The organism is Mycobacterium sp. IDUB_1 (genome assembly GCF_055419625.1).
In genome coordinates this window covers 499,025-511,541 of record NZ_JBVAYA010000003.1, presented here as the reverse complement: position 1 = coordinate 511,541, position 12,517 = coordinate 499,025, and the positions used below count along the sequence as shown (strand labels likewise).

The 12,517-nt window shown below is 61.5% G+C and carries 9 protein-coding genes; 1 reads left to right on the top strand and 8 read right to left on the bottom strand.

Features of this window, described 5'->3' with window-relative positions; all coding sequences use genetic code 11:
• Positions 1 to 322 precede the first annotated feature (322 nt).
• The 7 genes from ACZYYX_RS19725 to ACZYYX_RS19695 all read right to left on the bottom strand — a co-directional run bounded on the left by ACZYYX_RS19725 (position 323) and on the right by ACZYYX_RS19695 (position 8,689).
• Entirely contained in the window at positions 323 to 2,035 is a 1,713-nt protein-coding gene (locus tag ACZYYX_RS19725) for an AIPR family protein (RefSeq protein ID WP_463816284.1), read from the bottom strand.
• Positions 2,036 to 2,128: 93 nt separating this feature from the next.
• On the bottom strand, positions 2,129 to 2,983 hold the full coding sequence (locus ACZYYX_RS19720; protein ID WP_463816283.1) for a hypothetical protein: 855 nt from the start codon (positions 2,981 to 2,983) through the stop codon (positions 2,129 to 2,131).
• Between the two features lie 40 nt (positions 2,984 to 3,023).
• Positions 3,024 to 3,440 (bottom strand): hypothetical protein, encoded by a 417-nt coding sequence (locus tag ACZYYX_RS19715; protein ID WP_463816282.1) that lies wholly within the window; start codon positions 3,438 to 3,440, stop codon positions 3,024 to 3,026.
• Between the two features lie 330 nt (positions 3,441 to 3,770).
• Positions 3,771 to 3,941 (bottom strand): type II toxin-antitoxin system Phd/YefM family antitoxin, encoded by a 171-nt coding sequence (locus ACZYYX_RS19710; RefSeq protein WP_463816281.1) that lies wholly within the window; start codon positions 3,939 to 3,941, stop codon positions 3,771 to 3,773.
• A gap of 975 nt (positions 3,942 to 4,916) precedes the next feature.
• Entirely contained in the window at positions 4,917 to 5,903 is a 987-nt protein-coding gene (locus ACZYYX_RS19705) for a TniB family NTP-binding protein (RefSeq protein ID WP_463816280.1), read from the bottom strand.
• Between the two features lie 3 nt (positions 5,904 to 5,906).
• Positions 5,907 to 7,970, bottom strand: coding sequence for a Mu transposase C-terminal domain-containing protein (locus ACZYYX_RS19700; RefSeq protein WP_463816279.1), 2,064 nt, complete (start codon positions 7,968 to 7,970; stop codon positions 5,907 to 5,909).
• Complete coding sequence (locus ACZYYX_RS19695) at positions 7,967 to 8,689, bottom strand: TnsA-like heteromeric transposase endonuclease subunit (RefSeq protein WP_463816516.1); 723 nt, start codon at positions 8,687 to 8,689, stop codon at positions 7,967 to 7,969. The genes ACZYYX_RS19700 and ACZYYX_RS19695 overlap by 4 nt, the downstream gene beginning before the upstream one ends.
• Positions 8,690 to 9,617: 928 nt before the next feature.
• Between ACZYYX_RS19695 and ACZYYX_RS19690 the strand changes: the two genes are divergently transcribed.
• Complete coding sequence (locus ACZYYX_RS19690; RefSeq protein ID WP_463816278.1) at positions 9,618 to 10,484, top strand: hypothetical protein; 867 nt, start codon at positions 9,618 to 9,620, stop codon at positions 10,482 to 10,484.
• 271 nt (positions 10,485 to 10,755) lie between these two features.
• Here the strand turns inward: ACZYYX_RS19690 and ACZYYX_RS19685 are convergent, their stop codons facing one another.
• A complete protein-coding gene (locus ACZYYX_RS19685; RefSeq protein ID WP_463816277.1) occupies positions 10,756 to 11,889 on the bottom strand; it encodes a tyrosine-type recombinase/integrase in 1,134 nt (377 codons plus the stop codon).
• Positions 11,890 to 12,517 lie beyond the last annotated feature (628 nt).

Genomic DNA, 12,517 nt, shown 5'->3' with positions numbered 1-12,517 from the left:
TAGTTGCGCTTCGGCTGTTGCGGGTTGTGACGTGTTTCCGGCGCGCTGGACCCGCGTAATGCGTGGAACGGGCAGTATGCGCTACCTTGCCGACAACCGTCGGTGCCCGTCGGAGATGGTGCCCGCATGGAGGAACCGTTTGACCTGCCTGGTGTGCTTGACCGTCTTTGTGGACGGAGTCGTTCGTTGCCGACGGGCACCGCATTGCCGACGCCGCGAAAGCCGGCAAACCCGACCCGGCCGACGAAATGATCCAGATCTGCGCGCTGCTGCAAACAGCGTGGAGCATGGTCGCTTAGTGCAGCGCTCAGCTGAGAATCCTTTACTCGCTACTAGAACGCCAGATCCGCGAGCACCAGGAAGGCGACGCGGGAGCATCGATGGTCAACCGGGCGAGGTGCTCCGTCTTCGTGGCGTTCTTGAACAAGCTCGCGGTGTATCCGCTGTACTCGGCCTCCCCCTTCTCAGTCATTGTGTTCAGCGCGTTTGCGGTCAGCTTGGGGACCTGCGCAAGGACGAGGTCCCAATCTGCAGCGGGATTCTCGATTCCAGCGGAGTCCAGCTTCGCGAAAACGACGTGGGCGACAAGACGGTTTCCGTGAACGGCGTATCCCCGTTCCCGGTTGCCCAGCCCACCCTTCAACCGGTCGAGCTCCGCCTCAACGGCGCGGAGAACCTGGACGGAACGCCAGACCCGCAAGTAAGTGGTGCTGGCGTTGAACAGTGCCTTATACGGGGCCTTCGACGTGTCGTCCCACAGGCGGCTCACCTCCCGTTTCGCCTGGGTGGCAAGTCCCGACGAATGGGCACATGCGAGGGCCACCGCGGCCTCTGTGAATTCGCACCCCTTCTCGGGGTCCGGGCGTTCCTCGCCGCTGCGAATGGCGTAAGTGAGTCCGTCGACCGAGAAGTCGTCGCGCAGGCGCGTCTGCTCGGGATCGAGGCCGACGAAGTCGCGGCCGCCGATGACGTTCTGGGTGTTCGTTGCACGCGTCACCCGCTTGCCGAAGTCGTCGGGGACGGACTCCAACGATATGAACCGCACCATGACCCGCACCGCGTCAAGTTCCTGCTGCTTTCCCTGCCGCAGGGCCCGCGCGAGAGTCCCCACGGTCTGCGCCCCATTGACGATGCTGACGCCCTTGAGCCCGAACGTCCCCTGTCGACGTTCGGTGCCGCCGGCAGGGGCCTTATCGATCGACTCGCACAGCGCCGTGACGCCGTTGTTGAAGTACCAGAACCGCTCGGGTGATTCCTCGATCGTCTCCAGGACGGAGGCGTTGACCTCTGAGTTCGACAGCACCAAGCGGACATTGCGGTCGAACAGGTGGGGTCCGTGATCTCGGAGCCAGCCCGCTACCTCCGCGCCGCCGACGTGGCCGTAGACGGCATCGGGAGGACCCTCCAGGCGCCCCCAGTCCGACAGCTCGACGGTGAGATCAATCTGAGCTGAGAGGGTGTCATCGACGAGAAGCTTATAGACGGCGCCCTGGTTCAGGTACGTGAACAGAGCGACCTCAGTCGGGTCGTTGAGCGTAGTGATGCAGTCGTCCATATGGGCGGCCACGGCAGGGGCCACCTGTGGTGTACCCATCGTCACGAAGATGACCTCGATGCGAAGGTCGGTCTTGAGCAAAGCGTTGTCCAACTCCGGGACCCGTTGAGCCACCTTATCGTTGAACCGCACCCAGTTCATCGTGACGAGGTCCGACAACCCTTTTTGGAACTTCATCATCTCGTCGAGCGTCGCGCCTCCGCCGTTTCCGGCATCTGTCCACTTCGACTGGACCAGATAGAGACGCGGGGGCTCCGAATCGACGAATGCGATCGCGTCAACACCGTTGTCATCCGGGCCATCGGTTACGCAAGCGGCGGCGTCCTCAGCGCTGAGATCTGCCACCTTGGTGAGCACGAACGCCGCGAGCGCGCGGGTCAATCGAGCTTGCTCGACGAAGTCGGCGCCGTGCTTGCCGAGATCGGAGACGTCGATATGAGAGTAGGTCGTGTCCTTCAGCCGTCGCTTGATCTGCGCCACGTGCAAGTCGCCCAAGGCCGCCCCCTTTCGTCCCGGCAACCGAGTCTATGGGTACGGACGCCGGCGCCTGGCGGCCCGGCTGCGTTCACCGAATCAGAAGTCCTGATCTACGCGGCGCAAGATGTTCGCGAGCATGATCACCGAGTCCGCAGCAATTCCGGCCTCCCGCCGCGTGGGGGCTGTGGAGTGCTTCAGGCTGTGCGCCAGTTCAATCACCTTGTTAGCGACGCCGCGGATCGCCTCGTTGTCCTTGCCCGCCAGGGAATCCTCGACATATCGGCCAAGTCGCTGCTTGGTTTTGTCGGTCGGCGGCTCGGCCTCGCCATCTCGGAGGTGCACGGAGGGGTCGTAGATGGTGCGGCTGAGTGCCTCCAGTACGCCGACGGCGCGGTTGCCCACGTCGCGGTAGTCCTGCGTCGTGGTGGCGGTCCGAAAGCGCCGGCGAAGCTCGGTGAGCTCCTCGTCCACTTTGGGCCAGCCCGTCTTGGTGTGCGGTGACACCGCCTCGGCGTTCACGGCCCGAAACTGCGCCTCCTCCTGCCGATCGAGTTCCACCTGAACCGGGGCGAATAACTCGTTGAGGAGTTCGCGGCGGGCCTGCCACGAGCCCGAGCAGCCGTTGCGCAGCCAGTGCGCCTTGAACGTGCTGAAGTCTCTCCACGGGAAGCTCAATGCGATGCCGATGCGCGACAGGGTTGCGGTGAGGGCGCGCTGGGCTAGGGTGAGCTCCTTGTCGTCGAGGGTGTTGCCCCCGCCCGTACCGAACGCAATCAGGTCATCCCACACCAGGTGCGTCAGCGCGACTGCCGCGTCAAGATCGTCCGTACCCGCCACAGGACCCGCACGCAGCTCGTTGAGGAAGTTCTTCCGCAACTTCGTCGTGATGGTCGGTTCACTCGACCACGGACTGACTGTCTCGGTCTCCTCGAAAAAGTCGTCCGGCCCCATAAGGATCGACGCTACCGAGGCGGGTTGACATCGCGCACGGTCACTCGCCCGCGAGCGCCCGACCGAACGCGGTCTCGAATTCTTTCTGTCGCCCGGAGGAGGGAAAAGGGATCCGCATCTCGCTGACCGGGAGGCCCGCGGCGGCCAACGCTGGATAAACCGCGCGGTACACGTCGGCCTTGATCAGGATGATGCGCTCGGGTTCCAGCTCGACGATCCGGTTGAGAAGCGCGGACACATACGGCGACAAGTCGGACCCGTCGACGGGGTCGGGGTTGAGGTCGATCAGGAACACGCCGCGGTCGCGCAGCTGCGCCAGCAGGGACGCCTTGTTGGTCCGGGTCGGCGCGGCGTGGGGCAGGATCGCCCGCGCGACCGCCCGGAACAGCCAGTCGTGCCGCGCTACGTCGGGAAAGTAGAAGTAGCGGTCGTCGGCCTTGGGTGGCGCTTGTGCCACCAGCAGGAGCCGAACCTTGTCAGGCTGGTATCGCTTAACGGCCGCTGCACGGCGTCGGCGCACATCGGCGGGAGCGGTGTCGCCCCGCGGTGTGGCCGGCGGTGACGCCGCGGCGGCGGGTTGAACATACGCCCCCGCTCGACTGGCGGGACCGTTAGTTCGGCACCACTGGCGGCCGTGCTTGGTAGGCGGGTGAAGACCGTCGCGATAGCAAGCACTGTGGTCGAAGTTCGTTCGCGATACTGGGTGTCGCATGACCCCCCATAATGCTCACGGTCCTGTCTTGGTCGGCTGGACTCCACCGGCTGTGCAGACAACCATAAGGTTCACTCATTGACGCAGATCTTCGTCCGCAAAGCGCTCGGCCGGAACGAGCACAGCGACATCACGCCCCCGCCTGGTGATGACGAAGGTCCGTCCCTGTTCCGCTTCACCGATTATCCGGCTGAAATGTCGGCGCAGTTCGGTGATGCTGATGCGCGGCAGCGAAGGATCGATCATCGGTCAACGAAGCAGCGGTGGGGTTTGTAGCCGACACGGGGAGCACACTTCGGTCCACGGTCGCTCGGTGTCAGCGATACTGGTTGGCGCAAGGGCTTTTTCATGTATTCGGCATGAAGGCGCTACACGCATCCACCACGTGACGCGCCGCGTTGCGGCGGCCTGGCATAACTTCGACCTCTGTGGGTAGAACTTCAGGTTCAGCAAGGATTGCGTACCGGAAGGGATCGTAAGCTCCGCTGGGGGATAGGCCCGGCACGATGCTGCGAAGACGAATAAGACCCTCTGCTAACACATCCGCGGACCTATATCGTTTCCCCACAAGCTCGTGGCGCTGTGTCAGAATAAGCTCGGCTAAGGCTACGGCGTTCGGGTACCAGGCGGCGATCTGCCGTGGTGTCAACGGGGCTTCATCGGCGGAAATGCCGAGTGCAGATTTCCGGTGCTGGATGTCGGGAGCGCGGCACACCGCTGGCCACTCGGCCCAAGTGGAGAAACAGATGAGGGACGCGGTGAAACAGGAGAATGCAGGTCCACGTCCCCATTTCTTGATGAGCCTCCGGTGGGCAAGGTTCGCCAATGCTATATCGGGGCAACGGGATACTGAGAACTGTTCATGTGCAGTGCATCTCAAGCCGTAGCTTCCGACCCAACGTTGATGAGTGAGACAGACGAGCTCTTCGTGACAGGCAAAGACAGTTACAGCTTGCCTTCGGTTGCGAGTTCGACTTCGTGCGGCGACGCAGTGGGTGCATGCAGAGCGAACTCCCGCTCTCTTCGAGACTAGTCCGACCAGATGCGGCCAGTCTTTGATCAGCTGCGGTGTGCGCAATTCGGGAAGGGCTGATAACAAGGATCGCTCGGTAAACCCGGTAATCTCAATGAGGTCAACGACAAATCGGCTCTTTCGGGACACTTTCGAAAGCCAGTCTGGTCTGAGGAGGTTCGACTCCGTGACCCGTCGGAGATAGCTCTTCAACGTTTCCGCTTCAATCGGTGGCACCGGCAGCGGCAATGGCCGGCGGGCACTCGGCACCACCGACGTTTGTCGTTGAGTATGGCGTCGATGATCAGATCACTCAGCGATGCGATGGATCCTCCAGTGCGGTGGTAGAGGTAGTCTGCATGGCTTTGGAGCATTCCGTGCTCGTGCAGGGGGAGGGGGAGAATGCGTTCGAAGGATGCGACGAGCTGCACCCACTCTTTGTGGTCGGTGTCATTTGAGAGTGAGTAGTTGCTTAGGTTTACTGGCCGGGTGCGTTTGCGCCACTGCTCTCCGTTCTCGCCGCTGAACAGGGGAGCGGTCTCCAGTGAGATTCCTGCGAAGAGCATTGTTGCGTCCAGATTCTCGGCGAAAGTCTTGATGTTGTCGGCTACTTCCGCTCCTGCTGCGCGGTCGGTGTTGAGGCGTTGGACGTCATCGAGGATGACGAACTTGGTGCCGAGGCTCTTTAGTAGTCGCGCGAGGTCCACGAGTCGCTCGTCGGCATTGCTACCTCGCAGCTCGCGTGCACCGACGAAGTCGGCGAGGCGCACCCAGAGTTTGTTCGTCGTCGTTGCCGTGGCAATCGTGGTGTAGACGACAGGCAGGAAGGACAGGTCGTTCTCCCGGCCGCAGGCTCGTCGTATTTCGGCGTCCAGTCGCTTTCCGGCGGCCATCACATCGGTGGTCTTGCCGGTCCTGGGTTCGCCGGATACCCGGATGCCTGGCCTGGCGACGAACTTCTTAGCTCGTGATCTGCGAAGCAGTCGCCGTGCGTGGTTCAGGATTCGGGTCAGGTCCCGGGTAGGGAAGATGCGTTCTTCGTTCAGGTAGTCGATCCGCCGTTCGTTGTACGCCGACCTTTCGACGGTGCCGAGAGCCTTGATGTCGTCCGAACTCAAAGAGGGTCGCTGGGCGTCCGGGGTGGGCTCGTAGGTGCAGTACTCGCGCCACTCTTCCCCGGTCGTCGGTGATGCCAAGATTCACCACCCATCCGACAGGCGCATCGGGCGCATAGGCTCGACTGGTCCGGCCGCGGGCTTAACGACCGAGTCGACGAGAGTGTCGTCGCCTTGTCCGGACGCAACGGCATCAGGGGGAGGGCCGCCGCTGAGTTCTTGTCGCGCAAGGTTGGCGCGGCCGGCTGACGCCTCGGCTCGTGAGAGCGGTCGAGCTTTGGGTTCCGATGGGCCGCCGAGCAATTGACGATGAATCTGCTCTGCGCGCTTAAGCACATCCTTGTCGGTTGGTTTCTTGCCTATGTCTCGACGGACCGCCTTCACCATGTCGACCCCGAACGGAATGGTCACATAGTCGGCCAGAACCCAGCGGCACTCGATCCAGCCCTTGTCTTCGACCCTGCGCTGACCCTGCGCGTCGAACGCTAGGGATTCGTCTCGCACCCAGATTCGCATCAGATTGTTGGGGTCGTAGCGGACCTCCCACTTGCCATTCTGTTTGGAATTCAATGATTTCGTTCGTCGCATCCGGTGGAAACGAGGTGAGTCAACGTTATAGATAAGGTTCTCCAGGTTGACGCCGTAGCGGTTGATACAGCGAAACTTGTAGGGGTGCAGCGAGATACAATCGTCGCGTGTCATCGTCCGCACTGGTGTTGGCGCCACTTCCGACATGGCTCGATACATGGCGTTGGGAGAGAGCTTCATCCGCGGAGCCGCTGTCAGGTGAAGCCCTGAATGGGGACGGTTCTGATACACGGTGATGACCCATTCGTCGAGCAGCGCCTGAAGTAGGAACAGCGGCCACACAATGTCCTTCTCCGGGTTTCGGCCCCGATGGCTGACCGAGCGCCCTTTGTATCCTGGTATCCATCGGACAAAGTCATCGCCGATGGTCTTGAGTAAGCGTTCGATATGAGGCTTGGCGGTGGGCGCGTGCGGCGGCGCAACCCGAGGATGAACTCCCCGAAGTTCGGTAGCTCGCTCGAAGGTTTTCGACACAAAGATCTTGCCGCGATCAACGACAACACCGCGCACGTCGATGACAGGCTTGTTCTCGAGTGCCCTATCGAGGTCGATCTGGGGGGATAGCTTGTCCGACAGGTAGCTTCGCGCGACTGTCATATTCTCACTCCAGCCTGGCAACATCTGCTGCGGGATACAGGAGTTGGCCCAGAGTTCGATCGCGTCAACGGTTTTGCATGCATTCGGGCGGAGAATCGCCGCGGTGATGCTTAGTGTGGCAACGTCGATTCCGGCAGCCAGATCGATACGGCATGGCTGGCCATCGGGCAGCAGGGCCATCGCGTCAAGCGGTGTGGAGTCGAGCTGCACTTCTTCGCCGGGATACAAGGCGACGATCTTCGAGAACGCTCGGTCGGGACTGTTCGCGTGACTGCGGCGGGACGTCGCGTCGCCGGTGGTGTGCTCACCGCGGTCAAGTGCGGTCAGCAAGGCGTACAAGGATGACCTGCACGGCACCGGCACGTTGTCGTCACGGAGGCGACGCCCAGCGATCTCGATGATCTGCTTCTTGGTAGGCGTCGACTTGTCCACGTAAAGCGCCTTCACCATCTCCAGGGTGACGATTACGCGCTCGTGCACCCCGGACAGACGTATGTGACCTGGCATGCCGCGCTGATCGACACAGCCAAGCAGGCCCGCATTGCTGAAGCGCTGCCATTTACGCCACATGGTGGTCATGGAAACCTGCCGGCCGAGGCCTCGCAGCTCGGCGCGCTTCTCCGAAAGCCGTTCTCTTACAGTTTCTCTCGGGAGGTCATAAGAGGCCTGTCCTTGATCTGGCTGTTCCATGGCGTGTTTGATGTCGGATAGGTGCTCGTACCAGAACTGAGCATCTCGTCGCTGCTTGACGGTGGCAAGGTCCAACAGTCTCTGATCGGCGATACTTGGTCCGGAGGCGTCGGGACCGACGAAGGAATCGTCGCAGAGCAGCATCGCTACCGGCAAGGTGACGTCGCTGCCGTCATCGAGACTCTTGAGCCGAAGGGCGATGCCGTCACTGTCGCGGATATGCCAACTCTGGCCGCGAAGTTCGATGATATCGCCGATATGCAGTTCGATCACGGCGTGATCACCGTGGTCCAGGTCAGTGGTTGGGCCAGATCGACGTGAACCTCTCCGTTCCAGATCATGTGGTAGGTGCTGCAGATGAGATGACTGTCGTCCAGTTCTGCGCTGTCTGAAGCGTTGTCAATCAGCTCGCCGAATTGCACGCCGTTGCGCCCTGATCGCTTCACGCAGGTAGCGATGGCGGTTCGTGCGGCTGCTGATGGCGCGAACCGCGGATGGTGGTAGGCGCATAGCAGTCGCAGATTGCGTTCTTCAGTCGAGTCGATCGTGGTGAATTCTTCGTATTCCCAACCCAAATCGCGACATACGTGGCGGGTGCGTTGATGCTGGAGCCGATCCTTCTCCCGGACACGATCTGCTGGCTTGACGTCGATAACGAGAGCCGATCCGTCGCGCCGTCGGAGGAAGAAGTCTGGAGCGTGCCGGTGGTACGTCTGCCCCTTCGGCCACAGCAGCCAAAAAGGGTTGGAGCTGACCGCGGTTGCGTCGCCGCGAAAGTCGACCGTCATCAGGGCAGTCATCTCAAACCGCGACTCAAAACTAACGTGGCCTTGTGAACGCGAAAACCAGTACCTCCCTTGATGGGAACGGCGACCACGGTATGCCGGGAAGCTCCGGATTGGCCTGCATAACTCGAACGGCACGCGCGAAACCTCAGGCGTGAGACGGGCTCGCACGCGATGCCCAGTCGTCGGATCCTCGTAAAGAACCATCGTGTAGGGCGCTTCATTGACGGGCAGTGTCCCTTCCGTGGGGACCGGCGGTGCCGTCACGCCCGTGCCCGCCAGCCATCGGGACCTGCAGCACTCGACGAAGGCGAGGGCCAGGATGCGAAGCGGGGGTTGACATCATGCCGAAAGCACGCTGAAATAAGCATGTCTCCCTCTCAAGGGGTGAAGTGAGTTATCAGCGGCGCAGTGCCGCACCGAAGAAGCCGGGATACCAGCCCGGCTTCTTCAGCGTCTGGGGATCGGTAACGCCCCGTCAGCGGGTCACAATTTGAGTTGCTTGTGCGGCGTCACCTCCTCGTTGACCAGAGCGTTCGAGTGCCTCCGATGAGCGCATGCGTCGAGCGCCGTGCGTTCGTGCAGGCTGAAGTGCCTGCCTCCTCACCGGAACTAGCAACGTCAGTTGAGCACAAAATGACAGATCCGCACAAGGGTTGCAGCAACTACCGCTTTGGACGGCTTTGCCGAGATGAGAGGATCTATCGCACCATTTTCCCCGGGATGATTTTTGAATGCCAACGGCTGCTGGACCCGAGTCTCCCATGTGATAGGTCTCCCTGTATTCCACTGCTAGACAGAAGCATCAGATATTTGGCGAGGTAGGAGCCTTCTGGTGCGTGTCCTAGCGTCGGCGCGTAGTTCGTCGATACGAGTCCGAGTGTCGCCTATAGGTAATAATTGTGGACTGCGCCGCCCAGCAAATTAGTGTTCGTTCGCCCCTCTGAGAACGGTTAACATCCAGTTGACTTGACTTTCCGCAGTTTGCTGACAGATCCGAGACCGACCGCATCGGAAACGCCACCACACCAGCCGTAAACGCCGCACTCGTAGCGTCGAGAATCCCCGAATCTATGCTGCTGGTTTGCTTTGATTCCGCCTCGGTCATGTCGGCGCGCCACGCTATTTTGTTCCCATGCGCTGGTTTGCACGTCCTGAGAATCTCCCGCTGGAGCTAAGAGTCGCGCCGCGGCTCGCGTCATGGAACAAGGCCGACGACCTAGATCAAATTCGACTGCGGGCTTACCTGGATGACACCGAGGCGTTGATCGCCGGCCTACAGGTCAACGGCCCCTGGGCACTGCGCCTTGACGTCGGTTTACCGAGTTCACGAGACCTGCTCGAAGCCAGCGACCTCGACAACTATGCTTATCCGCTCGCAACTCGCCTTCGCGATCCCGACTTGGTGTCGGTGTGGTGCACGAAGCGGTATGGCGAAGAGTCGTCGGTGCGGATCTGTGCGGCCCGAGAAGTGCCTGCACCTGAAGCCGCCGATGTGGTTGTCGCGACGACTGCAGCCTCGGCCTCGAGCATTGCGTACAAGGAGGCGATCCACGACGCCGTCTTCGGCGCCGCCGTGCTACCGGATGGACCAGTTCGGCTCGAATTGTCCTTCGTGGTCGGTCCACGCCGTAAATGGCTGAACCTGTGGAAGCAGACGATCGATGCGCTCGACCCCCTGCTGGGTCGTACCCGGCCAGATCGCGCATGGCATCCCCGCGACGGCCGAATCACCGAGCTCGGCCTGCACTGCACCGCGGATCAATTCGCCGGCAACAAGGTTGCGGTGGGCATCTACGCATCGGCTGAAACCACCAGTGTCGGCGAGCACAGCTCGCTCGACTTCTCACAAAAGCCAGTTGGCGAGGTTGGCAACGTCGAGCCAGTCGATGTACTCGCCGGGGCGCACCCGCGCACCCGCGCACCCGCGCACACGAGTTCCGGGACGACGACGCCGGCTATCTGGCCTGGCTCGCCACCAACCCCGAAGGCTTCGTCGTGAACATCGCTCGCAACTACAGCGTGTCCACCGCACGGGTGCATCACGCCACGTGCCGCACCATCAGCGGTCAGAATCCGCACAACGGGCCGTGGACCGGTGCGTACGTCAAGGTGTGCGCTGGCGAGTTGGTCGACGCCGAAGAGTGGGCCGCAAACACCGTGCGGAAGCCGATCCCGCCGTGCGGGACTTGCCAACCGTCGTACGCGTGACGTCGAAGGCGAGCCTACGGTCGGCCATCCAGAGGTCAGGAACGTCGAGCTTCCGCTCCGCCCTATGCTCGACCAGCGGCGGCATTGGGCTCGGTGATTAGCGAGTACAACTGGTTCTGCGCTGCAGCACCTCGAGTTTCGATACCTGCGGCCGTTACGTAGCGCTGCGATGTCGTCATCGACTCGTGGCCGAGGAGCTTCATGAGGCTATAGACGCTGACATTCGAGGTGGCGAGCTCAGTGGCATAGGTGTGACGCAGGCCGTGTACCAAAGCGCCCGGCACTGGGCGTGCATCCGGTCCTGCGCGCTTGAAGGCGCGCTTGATGCGAGATTGCAGCGTGCCACGCGTGATTCGTTCACCATCTCGACCTACGAATAGCGGTGCGGAAGCTGGCCATCCCGACAGTGGCGTGCTTTTCGACGTAGATGACCGTTTCTTGCCTTGGGGTAACCGCGCGGCACGACTCGCCATGTACGTACCGATCACGTCCAGCAGCGCCGCCTCGATCGGGACATTGCGCTCTTTGCCGCCTTTGCCTTTCACATTGACCACGGCGGAACCGTCGTCGAGCGTCCTCACGTCCCCAACATCGACCAGCCGGAGTTCTTCTGCCCGGAGGCCCGCTAGAAGTGCAGTGAGAATGAGCGCGAGATCCCTTTCCTGCCAGTCTGTTTGGCGAGGATCATGTTCGTGCGCGACAGCAGAGAGCAGCGCTTCCACCGCGGTCCGGGGGAGCGCCTTCGGCAGCGGCTTCTTCAACTTTGGGCGCCCAACGAGCTGCATAGGGTTGGCCGCCAACAGTTCGTTTGTATAGAGGAAGGTGCACAACACATTCCATGTGGACCAGCAGCGCCGGATCGACGCAGCTTCGTGATCGGCGGCAAATGCCGCGAATGCTGCACGCATTGAATCGCGAGTTATGTCAGCTGGACTGAGCTGGATTGGTTCACCGTTTGCGAGCAGTTTGGCGATGGCGACGAAGTCTCGCTGATAGGCCTTCATCGTGTGCGCCGAGGGTTTACTGGCTTGCCGGTGGTCCAAGAACTGCTGGAACCATTCGGGGATCTCGTCGGTACTCGCCGACACGGAGGCGGCCTGGCGCGCGTCTGCGGCGACGGAGAGTCCGAGATCATCTGTCTCGTTCGACACTGCATCAGGCTTCCAGATAAATGATGGATAATCAACGTTATCCATCTTGTTGCTATCCGCGCGGTTGAGGGCTGGGCGAATAGAAGGCGCCGCATCACGACGGTAACGTCACAGTGACGAATTGGGCTCGGGGCGCAGGGGTTTCGATGCTGCGGAGTGTCCGCCGCTGTCAGGTAGTTCTGGACTGTCGATCGTCCCGTCCGGCGCTGTCAGATAGTCGTGGATTCAGACTCAGCGCCATGGTTGCGCTGGCGAACATCCGCAGGTACATGGGCTAGGACCTGGGCGGGTGTCACTGTCAGATAGTTCTGGAACGGAGGGCGAGAAATCGGACAGCTCTCAGATCTTCCCGGATTACTCTCAACTTGTTCCGGATCGGACACAACTAGTTCCGGATTGGGCTCAGATCATCAGCGTTAAAGCTGCTACGGTGATCTACCGATAAGCCACATTATGTCAAGTTGTAAGTGACAGCAGCTGTTTCGCAATATGTTTCGCTCCGCACCGCACTGCCCGGAGGGTGCGGGCCGTCCCCGCGGCTGTCCGGTCTCGCTCGATTGGGCAGGGCCTGCGATCCACATCGAGTTGCGATGCCACCCGTGCGACGGGCGGCGACGAACTTTCACAACCGTGACGCTGCGGCCTTCAATGCGCCTGCGCAGCTGCGGCCTTC

What these genes read in the sequence shown, in the direction of transcription:
- ACZYYX_RS19720 (WP_463816283.1), bottom strand. Translation starts at nt 2,983, where the DNA reads ATGGGGCCGGACGACTTTTTCGAGGAGACCGAGACAGTCAGTCCGTGG.
- ACZYYX_RS19710 (WP_463816281.1), bottom strand. Translation starts at nt 3,941, where the DNA reads ATGATCGATCCTTCGCTGCCGCGCATCAGCATCACCGAACTGCGCCGA.
- ACZYYX_RS19695 (WP_463816516.1), bottom strand. Translation starts at nt 8,689, where the DNA reads ATGGTTCTTTACGAGGATCCGACGACTGGGCATCGCGTGCGAGCCCGT.
- ACZYYX_RS19690 (WP_463816278.1), top strand. Translation starts at nt 9,618, where the DNA reads ATGCGCTGGTTTGCACGTCCTGAGAATCTCCCGCTGGAGCTAAGAGTC.
- ACZYYX_RS19685 (WP_463816277.1), bottom strand. Translation starts at nt 11,889, where the DNA reads ATGGATAACGTTGATTATCCATCATTTATCTGGAAGCCTGATGCAGTG.